Genomic DNA, 20,995 nt, shown 5'->3' with positions numbered 1-20,995 from the left:
GCTCAGCCTCCCAGCAGGATGATGGCCACGGTCAGCGCGACGCCCAGCACCGTCATGGCCAGGCCTGCGATCCAGCCGCCGAAGCCGGCATGGCGCCCGAGGGCGAGGCCGGCGCCGAACAGCATCACGATGGTCAGGACCCGCGATACCAGGAGCGCCGTCGATACCTCGGGGACGATAATGAAGGGAAGCGCAACCGGGAATGTGGCGAGTACGACAATCAGGAAGATCGCTGCTGCCGCCAGAAAGTCCTGGGCGCCCAGGGTGGGCGTCTCGGGCCAGTCGGTTGTCCTGGCGATACGGCTGCGTATCGCCTCCAGTTCCGCGTCTTCCACCAGTGGCCGCAACGTCGGTGAAAGCGCATTGCGCAGGCACGCGATGGCGTCGGACGGGTCGTTTGCGCTTCGCACCGCCCTGATCAGCGTCAGTTTGCGCCCCCGTTCGGTCAGGGTGCGGACCAGGTACATCACGGCATCGACAAGCCCCCAGGCCAGGTTGCAGCCGAGGGCAGTAAGGAACATGGTGCGGGCGGCATCCGCCGGGGCTGCCACTGCCGATACCGCCCCCACGAAGGTCAGCGCCATGAACAGGCCGAAGCACATCTCGGAAACCCGGTCGACAGTATCGAGCAGGCGGGGCCGGGCTTCGGCGGCATGCGGATCGATTGAGGTAGTCAACACTGGCGCGCACCTCGACATGTCTGCCCCCGCTGAGGTTTTCGTCGATGTCATGGCCGGCTTGATGGCATCGATCCTGCGCATCTCAGGCGGGCAGACGCCTGGACGCGACCGGACGGTGATGGCGGCGCCACCCGGACTGTCCGGATGCCGCCGTTTGCAGTGTAGGCAAGAATTCACACCGTGGCTGGAATCCGGCGCAAACGTCTCTTGGCCGCTATGCCGCATGGCCGAAGACGAAGAGAGCGACGAATCCGGGTGACGATTGCGGATCACGCCCGCGTCGCCGATTTCGCAACACGGTCTGCCTGTAAGGAGACAGCGCATCGCGGCGCGGCAGCGGGCGAGACGCGCACGCTCAGCACAAGGGTCGCCGAGCAGCCGATGCGTGTTCCGCTGCTGGCGGGCACGGCATTCGACAGGTACTCCCCATCAGTACTTGATGTCCCGCTTGTCCTGACGGCCCTCCTGCTTCGTGTCGCGCTTGTCCTGCCGGCACTGGGAGTTGCTCTTCTGGTTTGCGGCCCGGCAGTCGACCTTGCCAGAGCGCGCCTCCTGTTTGGCAGCCTGGTTTACGTCCCTGCCTTGTTGGCGCTGCTGCGACTGTTCGGTGGCCAGCGCGGCGCCCGATAGCGCCAGGAGTCCGGCCGTGGCCAGTATTCTGCCCGTCCGGCTCCAAAGGCCGTTTCTCGATTCGACCATTTTCACGCTCCTCTTTGGCTGGTTGAGACGGCAGTCAGCTGTCGCGCCAGGCCGCCTTCGTATGCTCGTAGAGAGGCAGACCCAGGAAGCCTCCTCCGATAAAGGCGAGCATCCATTACCTGAAGTCCATGATAGCGCTTCGTCAGCACAGGGATCGCCGGCAATGAGGTCCGCCAGCAAAGACGAGCCGCCCGAAGTTTTCACGGCTACCTGACGGAGGGAATAACGCGGAAGTGAATTTTGATGCTTATGTGTCTTGACCGGGCCTAGCATGCCTGTTGTAATAACTGTTGTTAACTGTTATTAAGCGCCAGGAGAATCAGGATGCCTACCAGTGTGGCCCTTGGCAGTCATTTCGAAGCCTTCATTCGTGAGCAGGTGCAGAGTGGGCGCTTCAACAATTTGAGCGAGGTTGTGCGCGCGGGTCTACGGCTGCTTGAGCAGCAGGAGCAACGCAACCAACTGGAACTGGAGGCGCTGCGCGCTGAGATCGCGGCGGGCCTATCAAGTGGCACCCCTAAGCCAGCTGAAGATGTGTTTGCGAGGCTCGAGAGCAAGTATCGCGTTGCTGACAAGAGCAAGCATCGCTGATGTGGCTCACGATCACGCCGCTGGCCGAGCAGGACCTGGGGGGGCATTGCCGATTACATCGCCGCGGATAGTCTGGCGCGTGCGCTGGCGTTCATCGAGGAATTGCGTGGGCAGTGCCAACGAATCGCGCGGAATCCAGATAGCTATCGCCGGCGCCCCGAACTGGGTAGCGATATCCGCTCCTGTCCCTACGGCAATTACGTGATCTTCTTTACCGCAAGCGATAGCGAAGTGACCGTTGTCCGCGTTCTTCATGGCGCTCGCGATATTCCAGCGTAAGGTGGGCACCTGTGGCGGCATTCTGACCTTGGCACTTGGCTCGGTCCACTCRTGAGCCACCCTACCGCTCACGATACCCCGAAGCCCCGCAAATCCACCCCAGATGCAGTTCCGTCTTCGGCAGCCTCTTCGCGCTGTAAAAGCAGTTAGGCCTCGCATCCAACCCAAACAACGCAGCGAACGCCCGATAGTCTTCAAACCACGCATTCGTCGGGCTGAACGAGTGAACGAGCATCACCGCGTGATCCGCGTTAAAGCGTTCCGCTCCCAGGATCGCGGAGGCGGCTCTGCGCAGCAACTGATACCGGATCGATAACGGGATCTCCAGCAGGCCGAGCGTTTCGGCGAAGAAGTCGAGGCGGGTGTGCCTTCCCGGCGTTCCCGATTCCAGCCACTCCGCCAGCGTGCGGTCGAAGGGCTCGCCAACTTTGCCTTCCACAGCGAAGGAGATCAGTTGGCCGTCGCATTTGCCCAGTACCCGGATGTCGCTCTGCGATTTGGTGGTGCGGCGCGCAATCGCAGCCTGGTGCTCCGGGGGGGCGGGCAGCATGGCTGTGCCTCGCAGGACCGGGTAGGCTTCGATGGCATTGGCGATTTCCGCGGGAAAGCCATCCGCTTCCTGCCAGCAATGCGCCAATGTGCGAGAGGTGTAGCGGGTTTTCCAATGCTTCACCAGTTCTGCAAGGAAGGGGGCCCAGTTATCGGCCGCGGCGGTTGGGATATAGATCCTGCTCATTTTTTTTCCCCTGCTGGAGAATGGCCTGTAGCGTCGACTCAGCCCGCTAGCATGAGACGACGCTAGCACTGGCGGCTGGCGCTTTATGTTCGGTTGCCAATATAGGGTGTATGCTGAGAAGCGCTGTGCGCGCCTCATTGAGGTAGATGCACGCTGAACTGCCATACGCATGGCAGATCACGAACCGGGTGCCGACTTGGATAGGATCCGAGGGATCACTCGAGCGCGGTGAGGGAAAGCACAAAAGTGAGTCATGATGCCTAAGCGCTTTGACGGGTGCCGGTGCACCTGCTGCAATAACTGTCACTAAACTGCCAAGAGGACCCAGACGCCTGTCAGCATCGCCCACCGTAGACCGCTGGTGCCGCGCAAGAAGGAGAGCTGAACATGAACGCCGATCAACTCAACACCGATGCGATCGATGATGCTGTCCTGGGGCTGCTCTATCTGGCCCTGCATGACGATGACCGCGCATGGAAGGGCTTTGACTGGGAAGCTTTGAACCGGCTCCACGAACGGGGCTTCATTGCGAACCCCGTGAACAAATCGAAGTCGGTGGCGTTCACGGAGCAGGGCTTGCGTGAGGCCGAGCGGCTCTTCAGGAAGCACTTCATTCTTCCTGACGCCGGCACTAAGGAGTAATGAGGGTGCGCATCGGAAATGCTCCGTCACCGCGGCGCCGGCTGGCAGCGCATGGCCGCATGCGGTAAGGTGCGGGCTGGTCCTGCGCTATTGAAATGGCTACCCAGAAGACCACGACTACCTGGATCGATGTCAGGACGAAACTGGCCGAGCTCGACCGTGCCGGCCTGCTGAGCCTGGTGCAAGACATGTACGCCGCCAGCAAGGACAACCAGGCTTTCCTGCATGCCCGCTTCGGGCTCGGGGGCGACGTGCTCAAGCCCTACAAGACCGTCATTGCCCGTTGGATTTACCCTGATTTGTTTAAGAACCAGCCCACATCGGTTGCCAAGGCGAAAAGAGCGATCTCGGACTATAAGAAGGCTATAGGTAAGCCGGAGGGGCTGGCCGAACTGATGGTGTTTTATTGTGAGCAGGCAGGTGAGTTCAGCAGCGACCTCGCTTTGGACGATGCTGGCTACCTGGATGCGCTGGTGCGGATGTTTGGGCAGGCCTTGGCCGTCATTGATAGCCTGCCTGAGGCACAACAGCAGCCGCTGCGAAAGCGCCTTGAAGCTGTAAGCGACCTATGCCGGGACATTGGCTACGGCGTGGGCGACGGGATGGGCGGACTCCTTGCCGAGTTCGGCGTAGATGAATGAGTGCGATCCCGTAGCCGCGCTTCAGGCCGAAAACGCTCGCCTGATTGCGCTGCTGCAAAAACACGGCATCGAATGGCGCTTGCCCGTCGTGCCAGTGCCGCCAGTCCCCGAAGCAGAAACCTCGCGCCTATCCACCGGCGACAAGGTCGAATTGTTTCGCCGCCTGTTCCGCGGACGAACCGATGCCTATCCGGTTCGTTGGGAAAGCAAAACCACTGGCCGCTCTGGCTACGCTCCGGCATGCGCCAACGAGTGGCGCACCGGCGTTTGCGACAAGCCGCGCATCAAATGCTCGGACTGCGGCAACCGTCTGCTGATCCCACTGTCGGAATCGGTTATCTACGACCACCTGGCCGGTGAGCACACCGTAGGCGTCTATCCCCTGCTGGAGGACGACACCTGCTACTTTCTCGCGGTGGATTTCGACAAGGCCGAATGGCGGGACGATGCCCGTGCCTTCATTCAATCCTGCAGCGAACTGGGCGTACCCGCCGCTCTTGAGATCTCCCGGTCCGGTCAAGGGGCGCATGCCTGGGTTTTCTTCACCCATAAGGTCTCGGCGCGCGATGCCCGCCGTCTTGGCACGGCGATCATCAGTCATACATGCGCGCGCACGCGGCAACTGAAGCTCGAATCGTATGACAGATTGTTCCCGAACCAGGACACGATGCCGAAGGGCGGATTTGGAAACCTGATCGCCCTGCCACTTCAGAAGAAACCCCGGGAGAGTGGCTGCAGCGTGTTTGTCGACGAGGACTTGCAGCCCTATCCGGATCAGTGGGCATTCCTGTCGTCTGTCCGGACGATGGCGCCGCACGACATTGAGCCCGCTATCCTGCTTGCCACTGGTGGAGCGCATCCGCTGGACGTGACGTTCATTGACGAAGAGGATTTGGGGGCACCGTGGAAGTCCGCATTATCCACGACAAGCAAGCTGTCCCTGCCGATGCCGGAGTCCCTTGCCGTGACGTTGGCGAATTTCGTCTACTTCGAGAAGTCGCGCCTGCCGCAGCCGTTGGCAAACCGCCTGATTCGCCTTGCCGCATTCCAGAACCCGGAGTTCTACAAGGCACAGGCCATGCGGATGTCAGTGTGGGACAAGCCACGCGTGATCGGTTGTGCGGAGAACTATCCTCAGCATATCGCGCTGCCGCGCGGTTGCTTCGATGCCGCGCAGGATCTGCTTCGAGATCATGGCATTCGTTCTGATATTTGTGACGAGCGACATAGCGGTGCCCCTCTTGAGGTGAAGTTCGCCGGCGTGCTGCGGCTGGACCAGGAGGCAGCCGTGGCTGCCATGCTGCACCACGAGGCCGGCGTACTGTGCGCGCCGACCGCCTTTGGCAAAACGGTGACGGCCGCAGCCATGATCGTGCGGCGGGGCGTCAATACCCTGGTGCTTGTGCATCGCACCGAATTGCTCAAGCAGTGGCAGGAGCGCCTGCAAGTCTTTCTTGGCGTCGGCAAGGATGTGTTGGGCACCATTGGTGGAGGCAAAGCGAGGCCAACCGGCAAGATCGATATCGCCGTGATGCAATCGCTGTCCCGGCAGCATGAGGTCAATCCGCTGGTCGAAACCTACGGCCACGTTATTGTTGACGAGTGCCACCACGTCGGTGCGGCGTCTATCGACGCTATCCTGCGGAAGGTCAAGGCGAAGTACGTGCTTGGCCTGACCGCAACGCCGGTCCGCCGCGATGGCCAGCAGCCGATCATCTTCATGCAATGCGGGCCGATCCGGTACACAGCAGCGAGGCCTGCCGGCGCACCGCACGATCTGGCGGTGGTGCCGCGCCCGCTGAATGCGCGCATCGACCTGCCGCTGGCGGCCGGCATTCAGGACGTGTTCAGGCACCTCGCCCAGGATGCGGCCAGAACGGCAGCGATTGTGGCCGAAGCCGCAGACGCGTTCGCACAGGACCGCAAGGTATTGGTGCTGACGGAGCGCACGGAGCATCTCGACGCCATACGCACGCTGTTGGAGACGAAGGCGCCGACGCTGTTCGTGTTGCACGGGCGGATGTCGAAGAAGCAGCGCGCCGTCGTGATCGGCGAACTGGATGCATTGCCCCCGGAGGCTCCCCGCATTCTGCTGGCGACAGGCAAGCTGGTGGGCGAAGGATTCGACCATCCACCGCTTGATACGCTGGTACTGGCGATGCCGGTTTCATGGAAGGGGACGTTGCAGCAATACGCTGGCCGGTTGCACCGCGAGCACGCCACCAAGACCGATGTGCGCATTATCGACTTCGTTGATAGCGGGCATCCGGCGCTGTTACGGATGTGGGAGAAGCGGCAGCGGGGCTATCGGGCGATGGGATACCGCATGGCGGCGGGCTGAGGTTGGCCGGGATGTCCTATTTCGATACGCTCGCCGTGTAAGTGCTCTGTTGTACGTGCCGGCGGATGCATTGATCGACTACCTGCCGCCACTAGGCGAGTTGGCCCATCAGGTTCGGAGACCTCCAGGAACTGATTGCGTAAGGTGCCACCCTTGACACCCCCCAAGCCCCCATGTTCCAATCCGCTCACATTCTGATTTGGGTCGACGCCCATGCCAACCTGCCTACCCGGGCAAGGTGGATCGCGAGAGCGGATGTGGTTCCTTAGTCGTTGAGGAACAACCAAGCGGGCACTGCGTCGACCCTCCTTGCACGGAGGGTTTTTTGTTTTCTGCCTCAGTCATTGATCGCGAACTCATCCAGGCTTACCTAGAGACGCACTATCACGTCCACGGCGATGCGCCCGCCACGTTAAGGGTCGGCGAGCCCAATGCGCCGCTGGCGGCGTTGCACGATGCATCCGGCGTGACATGCAGTGCATTTATCACCGCATGGAACCCGTTCAGCCAGCAGGCTTGCGACGATGCAACCAATGCACGCCGGCAGGCGGCGCTGGCGTGCGAGCTGACGCGGCGCGGACTCACGTTTGTCGATGGCATCGGCCAGCATCCTTCTAACGAATGGCCGGGCGAGGCCAGCTTCCTGGTGCTTGGTATTCCGCTGGAAGACGCGAAGGCGCTCGGCACCGAGTTTGAACAGAACGCGATCATCTGGTCCGGCGCCGATGCCGTGCCTCAGTTGATTCTCTTGCGATAAGCGGGGGTGACATGAAGCAAGACTTGCCTGTAATCCAACCGGTTTCCAATCCCGTTTCGAACCCGACTTCGCGCAGCCGCTTCCGTGGCTGCCTGCTCGGCGGCGCTGTCGGCGATGCGCTGGGCGCGCCTGTGGAGTTCATGACGCACGCGGAGATCCTGGAGCGCTTTGGCGCCGGCGGCATCACGGATTACGCGCCGGCTTACGGCGGCATCGGCACCATCACCGATGACACACAGATGACGTTGTTCACCGCGGAAGGTTTGTTGCGTGCCTGGGTGCGGGGCGTCAGCAGCTATCCGGACGCGGTGGCGCGCGCCTATCTGCGCTGGCTGCATACGCAGGGGATCCGGCCCGCATGGCATGCCGATCTCATCCTGGCCGAGCAGGGGTGGCTTTGCCAGCAGGCTGCGCTGCACAGCCGCCGCGCACCGGGCAACACTTGCTTGTCCGCGCTGGAAGCGATGATGAAGCTGGGTGAGCCGGCGCATAACGACAGCAAGGGCTGCGGCGGCGTCATGCGCGTGGCGCCGGCGGGGTTGTTCGCGTGGCGGCATCCGGATCAGCGATCGCCCCCGCATGCCTTCGATCTTGGGACCGCGCTTGCCGCCCTCACCCACGGACATCCGAGCGGATCGCTGGCGGGCGGCGTGCTGGCTGCGCTGGTCCACGAACTGGCTGACGGCGCGACATTGCCCGATGCCTTGCGGACGGCCAAGGCGTGCCTGTGCGCGCAGCCGGACCACGAGGAAACGCTGCTGGCGATCATGCACGCGGAGCAGCTTGCCGGGTCCGGCGTGGCGCATGCGGATGCCATCGCCCGTCTCGGCGAAGGCTGGGTCGCGGAGGAGGCGCTGGCGATTTCCATTTACTGTGCGCTCGTTGCCCGCGATTTCCGTCACGGCGTCATACTCGCCGTGAATCATGACGGCGACTCCGATTCGACCGGGGCCATCACGGGTAACTTGCTGGGTGCGCTGTGGGGCGAGGAAGCGATTCCGCGCCAATGGCTGGCGCCGTTGGAGCTTCGGGAGGTGATCGCGGAGCTGGCGGATGACCTGAGTGACTTTCCGACGTGGGATGTCAGGATGGATTCTGGCCAGCCGCAACCCGACATGAACTGGCAACGCCGACATGGATAAGCATAAAGAAAAGGAACTGAAGCGGAACAAGGGCCGGGCCCTGGCGTTGCTGCTGGTTGCGACGGCAGTGTTCGGGGTGACGGCGTTCCTGCCGCCAGGCCTGGGAGTGAACTGGATCAAGGCCATCGCCGAGGCGGCGATGGTGGGGGCGCTGGCCGACTGGTTTGCCGTGGTGGCCCTCTTCAGGAAGGTTCCTATTCCCTTTGTGTCGCGGCATACCGCCATCATCCCGAGCCACAAGGACGAGATCGCGGACAACCTGGCGGTGTTTGTCAGGGAGAAATTCCTGGACCCCGACTCGATCGTAGCGCTGATCCGGAAGCACGATCCGGCGCAGCAGGTGGCGGAATGGCTGACCAGCCCCGCCAATACGGACCGGCTTGGCGCCTATGCCGTCAAGATGCTGAGCGGCATCCTGGAGGTGATGGAGGATGCGCGCATCCAGGGGTTCATCAGGGATGCGATCCACGCCGCCATCGACAAGGTGGACCTGTCGAAATCCTCGGGCGCGATCCTGGATAGCCTGACCAGGAACGGCAGGCACCAGGAACTGCTCGACGAAGGCATCCTCCAGTTGCTCAAGCTGCTGCAGGAGCCCGGGACGCACAGCTTCATCTCTACCAGGATCATCGAATGGCTCAAGAGCGAGCATCCGGTGAAGGAGAAGGTGCTGCCTTCGGAGTGGATTGGAAACAACGGCTCGGAAATGATCTCCAACGCGATCCGGAGTCTGCTCGACCAGATCGGGAAGGATCCCGGCCACGCACTCAGGCGGAATTTCGACGAAGCCGTGGCGAGCCTGATCGGGCGTCTCAAGAGCGACCCGGCCTTCCTGCAAAAGGGTGAGGAGATCAAGCAGTTCGTGAAGAACGATGAAATGCTCAATGCTTACACCAGTGAGCTGTGGGGCGAGTTGCGCAACTGGCTCAGGCGAGACCTGGACAGCAGCGATTCCCTGCTGCGCGGCAAGGTGGCCGCTTCCGGCCAGTGGATGGGGAAAACGCTGGCGCAGGACCCTGCGTTGCGCAGTTCGTTGAACGGGCATATGCAGGAGGCGGCGCGGAATATGGCGCCCGACTTCGCCCAGTTCCTCACCCGGCATATCAGCGATACCGTCAGGAACTGGGACGCGCGCGAGATGGCGCAGGTCATCGAACTGAATATCGGCAAGGACCTGCAGCTGATCCGGATCAACGGAACGATCGTGGGCGGGCTGATCGGATGCGGGCTCTATCTGGTGTCGCACCTGGGTGAGATCGTGCGCGTGTTTGCGCATTAGGCGCCGGGCGGCGCTGGTTTTCCGCATATCGGGCGCTGCATCCCATGACAGCGCCCGACCCGCCGCAGCCCACTTATTCGCTCGCGACCGGCGCGCGCCGTACATCGCTTACCTGGTCGCCAAAGCCCCGCAACCACCATTCAAGTTGCGCGGTCTCGACGACAGTCGCACTGATCTCGAACCGGTCTCCAGCCTCTCTGACTTCCTGGTCCAGCGACAAGCGCGATTCCAGCAGGTGCAGCCCGGCCTCCTTGTCGATGCGGAAGGTGAGGCGGATCAGTTTGCCGTCGCCGAAGCCGAACCGTCCGTCCGCGTCGAATTTCTGCAGATCGAACGCTGCCGGCCGCTCGAACGTCAGCGTCGATGCCTGCGCGGCCACGATGCGGTGCAACGCCAGACTCCGCTCGTTGGCATATCCTTCATAGCGGCAGACCAGGTACAAGCGCGCGCCTTGCTGGGCGAGCCCCAACGGCATCACCCTGGCGTCCTTGCGCTTGCCGGTCGCATTCTTGTAGTCCACGTCCAGCCAGCAGTTCGCGTAGAGCGCGTTGCTGACTGCCTCGAATACGCCGGGCTTGATCTTGGGCGGCAGCAGCGGTTGGGTGGTGCTGACCACTCTCACCTTGGAGAGCCACTCGCGCCCGCGCTTGCCGTTGGCGTGCGGTCCGAGATTAGTGCGCGCCTGCTGGAAGAAGGCTTCCATCGATTTCATCAGGCTGGCGGGAAGCAGGTTGCGCAGGTGCTGCTCGGCCAGCGCGAGCATGAGCGACTCCTGCTCATTGAGCACCGGCAGCGACAGGCCGCTGGCCTGCTCTTTCCAGCGGTAGCCATAGGGCTTGCTGCTGTCGTCGCGCTCGATGCCGAAGTGCTCGCTGAGCATCTCGAGCTGGCGCTGGATTGTCCGGAGGTCCCGGGAGAGTCCTGCGTTGGTCAGCTGGACGTGCAGGTCGGCGGCGGAAACCTTGCGGTTGCGTGGAATGCGGCGCAGCAGTTCCAGCGCCAGCTGCACCGTTTCCAATGTATCGGGTCGCTTGGGCATTGGCGTTACAGCTTCAGGTCGCCGCGGCCGGCAAAGAACTGCCAGAGCCGTACCATGGCGAAGGTGTCCAGCCCGCAGTAGTCCAACAGTTGCCGTTCGATCTGATCCTTGCGGGCGCGGGTCGTGCCCGGATGGATGGCTTCCTGGTAGGCGCTCATGGCCATGCCGCCGTCCTGGACGCCGTCCAGTGCGTCGTATCGCAGGTCGGGGGCAACGGCGGGCAGTACTTTCTTGATGCTCCAGCTGCCTTGCTGGCTCGGGTGGTAGTAGCGTTGCTGGGCAATGGGCAACAGGTCGACCACGCGCGCGCTGATGGCCTGCAGCGGCGCTGCCAGGCGGGGAAAGCGCTCGGCCAGTTCGCGGATGCGCGTGGTTTCAAAGGCGGCGTTATAGACGAATACCGGCCCGCTCTCCCCGCAACCCGCAACCAGCGCCTGCGCGAACGCGAGGGAGGGGTCGTTGCCCGAGAGGTCCAGGAAGGACCGATGCTCCAGCTTGCCCGTGCGCGACAGGCGATGCACGCTGAACTGGAACGGCAGTTGCTGGTAGGGCCGCGTCCCTTTCCAGATCGGTACGGCGAACTGGATCGTCTCGAAGTCGAGGAAGTAGGCGGGCAGCTTGTGGGGCGCCAGGTCGGCCGCGGCGCCCGCGGCGTCGAAGAATGCCTGTCCGGACAGCGTATGGGTCTTGACGAGGCGCTGCCGCTCGTTCAGGAGGCGGTCCGGTACGTCCCGCAGGTCGGTCACGCCGTCTTGCTCGATCAGCGCCTTGAGTGCCTTGGCCTGGATGCGGGGCAGCCAGTGCACCGGGAATTCCGCCGAGGGCTCCTGGCTCTCGCAGTAACCCAGGAAGCCGCACTCGTAAGGCTGGTTGCAGTGCCGGCCGCTCTTCATCGCGGGCTCGCCAGGCTGGCTGGCGATGCGCTGCGCTTCGTCAATCCAGCCCTTGACCTCTTYGGCGCGCCCGAAGGCTTGTTCCGTCAGGTCGACTTCCGTGAGTAGCCCCTGGTAGTCGCCTGCACCCGGATAGACCCACTGGCTGTCGATATGCGCCAGCGCGATGGCGCTTAGCGCCACGCCGGCGCTCCTGGCGACAAAGGCCTGCACGGCGGTGTCGTCCTGGTGGTAGTCCTTCACGCTGGTCGATGATTTGACTTCGATCATCCGCCAAGTCCGCTTTCTTGCGGTCACGCCGGGCAGCATCACATCGGCAAACGCCAGTGCGCCGGCCGCGGAGAAGCCGGCTTCGAAGATCGGTTGCGCGGCGTCCAGCGAGGCCTGGCTGCGGGCGAAGGCGGCGGCGAAGCCTTCGCTCTGCGCGTCGATCAGCACGCCCTGGCCGTCCGGGTCATAGAGGCGGCGGGCAATGTCTCCCACCTGGTGGCCGATCGCGAAACTGGCCTCGGTGGCGGACGAATCCTCGCGGCGTTCCGGGCGGTGAATCTCCAGCCAGAGCCGTTTGGGACATTGCCGGAAAGCCATCAGTTTGGACTTGGACAGTGAGCGCATTTTTCTTCTCGTTCTCGTTGCCGTTCTTGTTCGATTGTTTCGTTGCTTTCGTATGCGAGGCCACGGGATTATTTCACGCGGATTGTCTTCAAAGGAAGCCGAAGGGGCCCTTTGCCCCTTCCTTCATCGCGCACTCCACCTCGAGCGCGGCGACGAAATCCGCGGGCGAGCCAATGGGCCGGAAGCGGTGCTGGCGCGAAACTGCCGCAAAGTCTCCGGGCGTGAGCTCGCGCAGCCGGCCGAGCCGCGCTTGCAGCGCCACGGAAGGCGCCGCGAGCGCAAGCGCCTGGCAGTGACGGGAGAGCAGCGCCGATGCCTGGGCGGGCTTCAGGTAGTCAAAGCGCACTTTCAGGTCGAAGCGGCGCAGCGCCGCCTGGTCCAGCCCTTCGACCAGGTTGGTCGAGGCGATGAACACGCCGTCGAAGGATTCCATCTGGGTCAGCATTTCGTTCACGAGGCTCACCTCCCAGCCGCGCTGCGCGCTGCGGCGGTCTTGCAGGAAGCTGTCCACCTCGTCGATCAGGAGTACCGCGCCGTCCTGCCCGGCCTGCCGGAAGGCGCGGGCGATATTCCTTTCGTTGTCGCCCACCCATTTGGACATCAGGTCCGAGGCGCGCTTCACATGCAGGGGCACGCCCATCTGTTCCGCCAGCCAGCGGCCATAGGCGGTCTTGCCGGTGCCCGGCGGCCCATAGAGGCAGAGCCGCGCCGTTCCGGTCCGGACCACTCCCGCTGCGAGTTCGCCCAGGTCGGCGTCCGCATGGAGGCACGCGGGATCGTAGGTCTCGGGCAGCCGGCCGGGGTTTGCCTTGCCGATTGGCTCGTGCCCCTGTGCTTGCAGCGTGTTGTCGATCAGCAGCGCCATCGCGGACGCCGCGCCGGGCGCGCCCAGCTCTTCGCGGATCGCCTGCACGACCGAGGCGGCGCGGGTCACGATGGCGGGCGCCAGGACCTCGGACTCGGCCATCCGCTCCACGGCGCGGGCGTCCAGCAGGCCCAGGCAGGCGCTCTCGATAATCCTGGCGCGCTGTTTTCTGCCCGGCACCGGCAACTCGATGACCATGTCGAAACGCCGCAGGAAGGCCGCATCGAGGCTGGCGGAGTTGGACAGCCACAGGGTGGGCACCGGGTTCGCCTCCAGAATCCGGTTGATCCATGCCTTGCGGGCCTGTGCCGTGCTCTTGCGTCCGAAGAAGCTGTCGCCGTCGTTGAAGACGTCTTCCACTTCGTCGAACAGGATCAGCGCCTGGCGCTGCCCGAAGAAGCTCTGCGCCGCCCGGAAGGCACGCAGCCTGCGCTCGCCATCGATCGGGTCGCCGTCGTCGTCCTCGCTGGCGACTTCGAAGAGTTCGCGGCCCAGGTCCCTGGCCAGTACCTTGGCGAGCTGGCTCTTGCCGGTGCCGGGCGCGCCATGCAGGAAGATGTTCACGCCCTTGCGCCCGGACGACAAGGCATGCCGCAGGTAGGGCCTGAGCACGGCCAGCGAGGCGTTGACGTGCTCGTAGTCCGCCAGCGCCAGTTGCGCGGGCGCGGCCAGCGCCACGGTATCGCGCAGCAGGCCGACTGGATCGGCATCGGACGAGACGATATGGTCGGCGAAGCTATCGGATAGCAGCTCCAGCTTGCCGTTCAGCGTGGACCGGCAGCTCCGGTCGACCGAGACCAGGCCGGACTGCGCGAGCACGCCCTGCGTGGCCAGCGCTTCGCGCACGGCCGCTTCGGGCAGGTCGAGCAGCACCGCCACCACATGGAACACCTTGCCCGACGAGAGCTGGCCGAGGCAGTCCGCGGTGTCGTCGAGCAGGCGTTCATTCTTGAGCATCACGACAAATTCGAGGATCCGGCAATCCGTCTCGGAGAGGCCGACGAGCTCGGCCAGGCGCGCGATATTGGTGTTGAGGTAAGCCGAGGCGGGCGTCTCCCGGCACGCATCCTCCGCGTCCTGATGCACTTTGCGCAATTGGGTCCGGACTTTCTTCGCGTCGAAATCCCCGGCCTCCGGATCGATCCATTCCCCCAGCCCCAGCATTTCCGCCAGCCTGTCGTTGCTGAAGCCGCCGGACTGGATAAAGTCCTGGTGGCCACCCAGGGGAACAAGCAGGCGCAGCAGCCAGAGCCGGATGGCCGGCGAGAGATCGTGCGGAATGCGGGAGTAACGGGTTGGGCGGCGGCGCGGAATCACAGTGATCTCCTGTCTGGAACGAGGTCATTCTCGGCACACCTGCGTCAGCATGTGTCGCATGCGCGAGCCGGCCCCGATGCGACACGATCTGTCGCACCAGCCGGTTATCCTGGTTTCCGTTCACAATGCCATTCGACAGAGCTGTCCGTTCTGCCACGGCGCAAGACAGCCCGCCACAATTCTCGGGAACTGAACATGGAGCAAACGATTTCACCGGAGCTGGTGGCCGCCCTGCGCGGCGCCAGGCATCTCGTCATCCTGACCGGGGCAGGCGTTTCCGCGGAGAGCGGCGTTCCGACATTTCGCGGTCCGATGAGCGGACTTTGGGAGCGCTTCGAGCCGGCACAGCTTGCCAATGCCGATGCGTTCCGCCGCGACCCCGAACTCGTGTGGGGCTGGTACGAATGGAGGCGGATGCTGGTGTCGAAGGCGCAGCCCAATCCGGCGCACCTGGCGATCGCCAGGATGGCCGCGAAAGTGCCTCGCCTTACCCTGGTTACGCAGAATGTCGATGACCTGCACGAGCGAGCGGGCAGCGATAACGTGCTGCATCTCCATGGCCGCCTGCATCATCCCATCTGCTTTGCCTGCCGGCGGCCGCACGCGCTCCCGCCCGGCATCCCCGAGGAGCCGGACGATGGCCGGCGGCTGGCACCGCCCCTGTGCGGCCATTGCGGCGCGCGTATCCGGCCCGGCGTGGTCTGGTTCGGGGAAAGCCTGCCGAAGGACGTCTGGGCGGCGGCGGCGGCCGCCAGCGACGAGTGCGACATGCTGATCAGCGTGGGTACGTCCGCGCTGGTCCATCCGGCTGCCAGCCTGCCCCTCAGGGTGGCGGAGCGGCGCCGGCCGGTGGTGCAGGTCAACCCGGAACGCACGGCGCTCAGCGCGGTAGCGGACTACGACCTGACGGGGCCGGCGGGGCTGCTCATGCCCGCGCTTTATGAGGCCGCCTGGGGGCCGGCCGCGGCTTCCCTGCCCCCTGCCTCGCTGGTATTCCGGTAGTACGCATTCAGGTATCCTCGCGTGATTTCAATGCGAGGAGAAGTCTGGTGGCACGCGTGATTCCTGACGGCTGGGAAACGATGCAGGCAAGTGGTCCGGTCCAGCGTGAACTGGAAACGCTCGCAACCCTGAGCGCCGGTCTGCCTGACGACTATACGGTCTACCATGCCGTGCACTGGACCAACGTGGAGCGCACGCACGCGATCTACGGGGAGATCGACTTTGTCGTCGTGAACCGTGCCGGGCAACTGCTGATCATCGAGCAGAAGAGCGGCTATCTCGAAGAGACCGCCGAGGGCCTGGCCAAGAACTACGCGGGGAAGATCAAGGTGGTATCGGTCCAGATGGGCCGCACCGCGGACGGCCTGCGCGGCAAGCTGGTGCGCAGCCTGAACGGCCAGGGTGTGTTCATCGAGCATCTGCTCTACTGTCCGGACTATACCGTGCGGAATCCGCTGACCGCCGGCCTGTCGCCGGAGCGCATCGTGGACGCCCGGCGGCGCGGGGAGCTGTGCGGGCTGATCCAGGCAATCCTGCCGGCGGGCGAAGACGGTCCCCTGGCCGGGCGGGTCCATGGCTTCCTGTGCGACACCATCCAGCTGGAGACCGACGTCAACGCGCTCATCGGCCAGGCGCGTGCGCTGGTCACGCGGGTTTCCGGCGGGCTGTCCCACTGGGCACGCCAGCTCGATATCGAGCCCTTCCGCCTGCGCGTGACAGGAACGGCTGGCTCGGGCAAGACGCAGCTGGCGCTTGCCGAGTATCGGGACGCCATCGCGCGTGGACGGCGCCCGCTCTATGTTTGCTTCAACCGCCCCCTGGCCGATCATTTCGCGCGCATTGCGCCAGCTGGCGGGCTGGTCTGCACGTTTCATATGCTGTGCGACCAGTTGCTCAGGCATAGCGGCGGCACGCCCGATTTCAGCGCATCCGAGGCGTTCTCGAAACTGGTCGCGGACGTGGCGCCTCTGCCCGTTACGCCGGCATTCCTCTTTGACACGGTGATCGTGGACGAAGGACAGGATTTTGCGCCCGAATGGCGCGACCTTGTCCTGCGGCACGCCAGCCCGGATGCGCGCGTGCTCTGGCTGGAAGATCCCATGCAGAACCTCTACGGCCATCCGCCCGCGGAGCTGCCGGGTTGGGTCCGGCTTCGCGCAAGGAGCAACTTCCGCAGCCCGCGCCCGGTTGTGAAGCTGCTCCAGCCCCTGCTGCCGCCCGGCGTGGAGATTGAGGCGACCGCGCCGATCTCCACGGCCGAAGTGGAGTTCCTGGTCTATGGGGACCACGCCGGGCTCTTGCAGGCGGTCAAGGACGGCATCCGCATGTGTTATTCGGCGGGCTTTCGCAAGAACGACGTCGCGTTGCTCAGCTATCGCGGCCGCGAGAATTCCCGCCTGCTCGGCTATGACCAGCTTGGTCCCCACACCCTGCGCTCGTTTACCGGCAACTACGATGCTTGCGGGCAACCCGTCTATTCGCAGGGCGATGTGCTCGCCGAATCCGTGTTTCGCTTCAAGGGCCAGTCCGCGCCCGCGATCGTGTTCGCCGAGATCGACTTCGAGGCGATGGGGGAGAAGGAGATCAGGCGGCTGTTTGTCGGCGCCACCCGCGCCACGATGAAGCTCATCCTGGTGCTGTCGGAGCGTGCCGCGGGGGCGTTGCTGGAAAAGATCTAGCCAACGCCGCCGCGGTTGTCCTCGCGGCCCGGGCGCCATTGGCTCGCGCAGGGCGGATGCACCGTCATCTGTGGCCGTTCCATGCGGGATCCGTATCCTTGTCAAGCGCCGGCGCGAACTGCACCCCGCCCCACCTCGGGTGGGAGCGATCAAACGGCGCAGCGCCGAGCCGCGGTTGCGCCGTGTTATAGACGAAGAAATGGCGTCCCGCGGCGATCAGCTCCGCACGCAGCCGCATGTGCTGCGCGGTGCCGAGCTTCGGCGCATGCGCAAGGAACGCCTTTCCTTCCAGTTCGGTGTCTGGCGTCCATATCTGCCACGTGTACTTGTAGAACGCGGGGTTCGGGTGCATCTTCTGGCTGAAGTAGTAGCCACGGGGCGGCGCCATCGCGAACGCGCGGGCGAACCCCGCGCGAGACGGTATCCACATCGCGCAATCCTCAGCGGTACATGACGAGGTACGTGACGCTTTCCGCGACACGGAAATTCGCGTCCTTCAGCGTGTCCTGGCGCATGCTGCTCTCCTTCATGTCGGCGGGTGGGAACAGGCATCATGTTGGTCGCGTATCCGCGCATCGGATGCGCAGATGCGGGCTGAAACTGCACTCCTCAGATCGGAGGGCAAGTCATGCAAGTCACTACCAATGCCGCGTCCAGCGAGCGGACGCAAATCGCCAACCTGAAGCACTACCCCCGCCGCGTGCTGCTGTGCCGCTGGGGTTTCTCCGTGGACGAGGCTGCCGGGCTGTTGCCGGACCTGCCCTCACTGGAGGGCAGGCTGGAATGGACGCTGGACGACAGGGAAAAGCCCCGGCCCGACCTGGTGGTGCACCTGGTCGACGCGACGCGGCTGAGCGGAGTCTGGGCAGGCGCGCGCTGGAACGCCATGGGCCCGGTGGAAGCCATGCGCAAGGCGCGCCAGCGCGGAACCAGCGAGATTGCCATTGTGCTGGGGTCGGTGCAGCACCTGCCGGCCGAACGCATCGGCTGCTGGATTCTGGCGGGGGAGCGCAGCCTGGCCGCGGCCCTCACCATCGTTGCGCGAACCGCGATCGAGCCTCTGTTCGCGGCGGGTGCGGGACGCCGCTCCGGGTTCCACGAACTGGCTGCGATGAATGCGTTGTGCGTCCTGGCAAGGGAGCAGGAGCAGACCAGCGAGGCGCTGTCCAAGCGCCTCGTCTCGGTGCTGTGGACAGCCGTCAACCGCTCGTATGCCGTGCCCGCCCGCCTCATGGTCGCCGCGCAAACGCATGTCATGGACCATGTGGATTCCTTCAATCCGCATCTGCTGCGGCGCATCCGCGCGTATCGGCGCAATTCGGGCCCGGTGGACCTGACGGCCGATATCACGATCGCCTATCCCTGGCCTGTGAGCGCAGGGCCGGCGCTATGAGTCCGGGCCCTGGCGGTGGCCCGGCGGCGCTTAGTCGGCGCCGGGCTCTTGCGAGTAGGCGGCGCAAGCCTGCCTGAGCTTCTCTCCGATCTCCTTGCGCAGCCCGGGGGGCGACAGGACTTCCACCCTTGGTGAGCGCTCCATCAGCAGGTTCCGCAGTTCGATCGAAGGGATGACGGTGGCGCTCAGCCGGAAGCCGCCCTCTTCCTCGATGATCTCCTGGTCGTCGGCAAGCCATTGTTCGCGGAACAGGTTCCTGATTCCTCCATCTTCCCGGATCCTGAGTTCGAGGCGGATCGGCGCTTCGGGAAAGAAGGAGAAGTACTGGTTGTCCAGGACATAGGCGTTCAGATTGAAGTCCGGGTCTGGCCTGCCCGCCTCGTCGGTACATGCCGCGGAGACAAAGCGATCCAGGCGAAGCTGATAGCGCCTGAAGGTGCGGTCGCTGCGCTCCCTGCTTGCGACGAGATACAGCACCGGGCCGCGCTCGACCAGCGCAAGGGGCACCACCAGGAACGTGGCGGGCTCGTCGCTGTCCAGCCTAGAGTTCTGATAGCAGACGGACAGGACCTTGTTGGCGTAGAGCGCGCGCCTCACGGCGTTGAGGATCTCGTCGCTGATCGGCGGCGACATCAGTGGATAGCCAGCATCGATTCGCACGGTCTTGGTTGCCCAGGCACGGGCATCCATCAGGGTCGGGTCCACGGGGCTTTCGCGCAGGACCCGGTCCGCGCCGGTGAAATAATCCTCCAGGTCACTGATCACATGACTCGGGAGATGGTTGGGCGCGTGCTTTTGCAGCGTCAGGAGCGCAATGGCGAGTTCCAGCGGCGGGCGGCGGGCCATATCCGAGATCGCCTTCCTGCCGGTGCGCCACCATACCCGCGCGCGCGAATTCCCGGTCTTCCCGACCAGCCCGTCGCTCTCCAGGCGCTCCAGCGCCCGGTTGATCGTGTCGCGTTCCGGCGGGTCGTTAGGGTGGAGCCGCTTGATCCTGGCGATTATCTCCCCGGAGGCGATGCATTCTTCCGCCGCCGGGGGCATGCAGGAGAGGATGTCGCTTTCCAGGCGAGGCCATTTAACCGAGGTGACCATTTTTGTTTTTTTGTCGTGCGATTGGGAGCCGTATCGTAGCGGATTCACGCATGGAATGCGTAGATGGCATGGTAGGGCGCCAGCGCCGCATCACCGTGCCGTTGCCGGTCACGCATCGCTGCGCATTCGTGGTTCAATACACGCAGTACATATTTCCCGCGCAGTGAACCATCATGACCCTGATCGACATCAAGAACCTCCAGCAAGCCGCGGCCGCATTCGGCGAGGCGCGCGGCTGGGGCAAGTACCACAGTCCCAAGAACCTCGCCATGGCGCTCAGCGTGGAAGTGGCCGAACTGGTCGAGATCTTCCAGTGGAAGACCGAAGGCGAAGCGCGGGAGATCATGTCCACCGATGAGCGCGCGCATGTGGAGCAGGAGCTTGCGGACATCACCATCTACCTGGCGCAGTTGCTGAACGCGCTCAACGTGGATCTGGATGCGGCGGTGAAAGCCAAGATGGAGATGAATGCGCTGAAGTATCCGGCGAAGGCCGGCAGCGCGGATTGAAGTGAGGCGGCGCCAAAGCAAGGGCGCAGCCCTTGTCATGCCTCAGCGCGCCGCGGCACCCTTTGCCCGCCCAGGCGCGGATTGGGATACTCGCAACCGACTTCGACCCGGCCCTTGTACTCCCGGGCGACGATCCACGCGCCGCGCGTACTCTCCCGGGCCAGACCACGGCCGGCCACGCCCCGCAGCCCGAGCTGGCTGGCCACGGCATTGAGGTCGGTGGCATCGGTGATGCCATAGGCAGCGTAGTTGCCAAACTGGTAATCGCCAAAGCGCACGTCTCGTGCCGCGAGGCCGGCGATGGCGACAGGCTTGGGCGCACGCCATACGGCCGAGCTAAAGCCGCTCAGCGCCTCATTCTTGCTCCAGCCGGGCAGCCCGTCTTCTTCCAGCGCATCGACATAGGCAGCGACACCACTGGCCTGGCCCTTGCAATCGAGCAGGGCGGGCAGCGGCGGCATGGTTGCCGCATGGCAGGCTGCCGCGCCGGAAAAGGACAGCGCGACCAGGGTGAAGCGGAGAAAAGACTTCTTCATATTGTTCTGATTCTTTGGTGGTTGGAAAAGCGTGGCGGAGGCATAAATGCCCGCGGCATGATGCCTGTGTGTTGTAGCTCTGAGGGCCACACCCCAGCGCGATGCGAAGCGAGCCGTCAAGGTGTACCAGGCCGTATGGGGCGCCTCGGGATCCGGCGAAAAGAGCGGAAAAGAGGGACCCATGTTTGAGTATCGCCTTAAGGCGCCTCGGGATCCGGCGAAAAGAGCGGAAAAGAGGGACCCATGTTTGAGTATCGCCTTAAGG

Annotated in this window: 21 protein-coding genes and 1 riboswitch; of the genes, 12 read left to right on the top strand and 9 right to left on the bottom strand. The window is 64.1% G+C overall.

The annotated features are described in order from the left end of the window. Positions 1–2 precede the first annotated feature (2 nt). The gene (locus AC1DN0_RS32225; RefSeq protein WP_441635042.1) at positions 3–680 is read right to left on the bottom strand and encodes a hypothetical protein; all 678 of its coding nucleotides are present in this window, start codon (positions 678–680) and stop codon (positions 3–5) included. A 429-nt stretch (positions 681–1,109) separates the two neighbouring features. After that, entirely contained in the window at positions 1,110–1,379 is a 270-nt protein-coding gene (locus AC1DN0_RS32220) for a hypothetical protein (protein WP_441635040.1), read from the bottom strand. 324 nt (positions 1,380–1,703) lie between these two features. On the opposite strand from AC1DN0_RS32220, the gene AC1DN0_RS32215 reads away from it, so the two are divergent. Next, on the top strand, positions 1,704–1,970 hold the full coding sequence (locus tag AC1DN0_RS32215) for a type II toxin-antitoxin system ParD family antitoxin (RefSeq protein ID WP_441635038.1): 267 nt from the start codon (positions 1,704–1,706) through the stop codon (positions 1,968–1,970). Positions 1,971–2,015: 45 nt separating this feature from the next. Continuing rightward, positions 2,016–2,249 carry a type II toxin-antitoxin system RelE/ParE family toxin gene (locus tag AC1DN0_RS32210; protein ID WP_441635052.1) on the top strand — a complete coding sequence of 78 codons (234 nt, stop codon included), beginning with the start codon at positions 2,016–2,018 and terminating at the stop codon, positions 2,247–2,249. Positions 2,250–2,310: 61 nt separating this feature from the next. Here the strand turns inward: AC1DN0_RS32210 and AC1DN0_RS32205 are convergent, their stop codons facing one another. Continuing rightward, positions 2,311–2,985 (bottom strand): DUF6946 family protein, encoded by a 675-nt coding sequence (locus AC1DN0_RS32205; RefSeq protein WP_441635036.1) that lies wholly within the window; start codon positions 2,983–2,985, stop codon positions 2,311–2,313. Between the two features lie 387 nt (positions 2,986–3,372). Between AC1DN0_RS32205 and AC1DN0_RS32200 the strand changes: the two genes are divergently transcribed. From AC1DN0_RS32200 to AC1DN0_RS32175, 6 genes are all read left to right on the top strand, one after another. After that, positions 3,373–3,627, top strand: a complete 255-nt coding sequence (locus tag AC1DN0_RS32200) for a DUF6429 family protein (protein ID WP_441635034.1) — start codon at positions 3,373–3,375, stop codon at positions 3,625–3,627. Positions 3,628–3,722: 95 nt separating this feature from the next. Next, positions 3,723–4,268 (top strand): hypothetical protein, encoded by a 546-nt coding sequence (locus AC1DN0_RS32195; protein ID WP_441635032.1) that lies wholly within the window; start codon positions 3,723–3,725, stop codon positions 4,266–4,268. Continuing rightward, positions 4,261–6,609: a TOTE conflict system archaeo-eukaryotic primase domain-containing protein gene (locus AC1DN0_RS32190; protein ID WP_441635030.1), complete on the top strand. Its 2,349-nt coding sequence runs from the start codon at positions 4,261–4,263 to the stop codon at positions 6,607–6,609. Before AC1DN0_RS32195 ends, AC1DN0_RS32190 begins: the two co-directional genes overlap by 8 nt. Positions 6,610–6,793: 184 nt before the next feature. Next, a riboswitch (SAM-I-IV-variant riboswitch) is annotated at positions 6,794–6,906 on the top strand. A 28-nt stretch (positions 6,907–6,934) separates the two neighbouring features. Further along, a complete protein-coding gene (locus AC1DN0_RS32185; RefSeq protein ID WP_441635028.1) occupies positions 6,935–7,366 on the top strand; it encodes a DUF3293 domain-containing protein in 432 nt (143 codons plus the stop codon). Between the two features lie 23 nt (positions 7,367–7,389). Continuing rightward, entirely contained in the window at positions 7,390–8,508 is a 1,119-nt protein-coding gene (locus AC1DN0_RS32180; protein WP_441635026.1) for an ADP-ribosylglycohydrolase family protein, read from the top strand. Further along, positions 8,501–9,787, top strand: a complete 1,287-nt coding sequence (locus AC1DN0_RS32175; protein ID WP_441635024.1) for a DUF445 domain-containing protein — start codon at positions 8,501–8,503, stop codon at positions 9,785–9,787. The genes AC1DN0_RS32180 and AC1DN0_RS32175 overlap by 8 nt, the downstream gene beginning before the upstream one ends. Before the next feature lie 73 nt (positions 9,788–9,860). On the opposite strand, the gene AC1DN0_RS32170 is transcribed toward AC1DN0_RS32175, so the two are convergent. The 3 genes from AC1DN0_RS32170 to AC1DN0_RS32160 form a co-directional block, all read right to left on the bottom strand. After that, positions 9,861–10,826, bottom strand: a complete 966-nt coding sequence (locus AC1DN0_RS32170) for a helix-turn-helix transcriptional regulator (RefSeq protein ID WP_441635022.1) — start codon at positions 10,824–10,826, stop codon at positions 9,861–9,863. 5 nt (positions 10,827–10,831) lie between these two features. Then, the gene (locus AC1DN0_RS32165) at positions 10,832–12,334 is read right to left on the bottom strand and encodes a DUF2779 domain-containing protein (protein WP_477146291.1); all 1,503 of its coding nucleotides are present in this window, start codon (positions 12,332–12,334) and stop codon (positions 10,832–10,834) included. 88 nt (positions 12,335–12,422) lie between these two features. Further along, positions 12,423–14,516: an AAA family ATPase gene (locus AC1DN0_RS32160; RefSeq protein ID WP_441635018.1), complete on the bottom strand. Its 2,094-nt coding sequence runs from the start codon at positions 14,514–14,516 to the stop codon at positions 12,423–12,425. 195 nt (positions 14,517–14,711) lie between these two features. Between AC1DN0_RS32160 and AC1DN0_RS32155 the strand changes: the two genes are divergently transcribed. Next, a complete protein-coding gene (locus AC1DN0_RS32155) occupies positions 14,712–15,518 on the top strand; it encodes an SIR2 family NAD-dependent protein deacylase (protein ID WP_441635016.1) in 807 nt (268 codons plus the stop codon). 47 nt (positions 15,519–15,565) lie between these two features. After that, positions 15,566–17,197, top strand: a complete 1,632-nt coding sequence (locus tag AC1DN0_RS32150; protein WP_441635014.1) for an ATP-binding domain-containing protein — start codon at positions 15,566–15,568, stop codon at positions 17,195–17,197. 64 nt (positions 17,198–17,261) lie between these two features. Here AC1DN0_RS32150 and AC1DN0_RS32145 read toward each other — a convergent pair whose 3' ends face one another. Continuing rightward, positions 17,262–17,627, bottom strand: coding sequence for a hypothetical protein (locus tag AC1DN0_RS32145; protein WP_441635013.1), 366 nt, complete (start codon positions 17,625–17,627; stop codon positions 17,262–17,264). Positions 17,628–17,825: 198 nt separating this feature from the next. Here AC1DN0_RS32145 and AC1DN0_RS32140 point away from each other — a divergent pair, with 198 nt between their 5' ends. Continuing rightward, on the top strand, positions 17,826–18,590 hold the full coding sequence (locus AC1DN0_RS32140; RefSeq protein ID WP_441635011.1) for a hypothetical protein: 765 nt from the start codon (positions 17,826–17,828) through the stop codon (positions 18,588–18,590). 30 nt (positions 18,591–18,620) lie between these two features. Here the strand turns inward: AC1DN0_RS32140 and AC1DN0_RS32135 are convergent, their stop codons facing one another. Further along, a complete protein-coding gene (locus AC1DN0_RS32135) occupies positions 18,621–19,685 on the bottom strand; it encodes a helix-turn-helix transcriptional regulator (protein WP_477104524.1) in 1,065 nt (354 codons plus the stop codon). A 173-nt stretch (positions 19,686–19,858) separates the two neighbouring features. Between AC1DN0_RS32135 and AC1DN0_RS32130 the strand changes: the two genes are divergently transcribed. Beyond that, positions 19,859–20,194: a nucleotide pyrophosphohydrolase gene (locus tag AC1DN0_RS32130; RefSeq protein WP_045240417.1), complete on the top strand. Its 336-nt coding sequence runs from the start codon at positions 19,859–19,861 to the stop codon at positions 20,192–20,194. Positions 20,195–20,229: 35 nt separating this feature from the next. Here AC1DN0_RS32130 and AC1DN0_RS32125 read toward each other — a convergent pair whose 3' ends face one another. Further along, on the bottom strand, positions 20,230–20,730 hold the full coding sequence (locus AC1DN0_RS32125) for a hypothetical protein (protein ID WP_477104523.1): 501 nt from the start codon (positions 20,728–20,730) through the stop codon (positions 20,230–20,232). Positions 20,731–20,995 lie beyond the last annotated feature (265 nt).

It is taken from the genome of Cupriavidus sp. 05N39 (assembly GCF_056397325.1).
The sequence above is the reverse complement of the archived record's forward strand: the minus strand, read 5'-3'. Positions and strand labels throughout refer to the sequence as shown.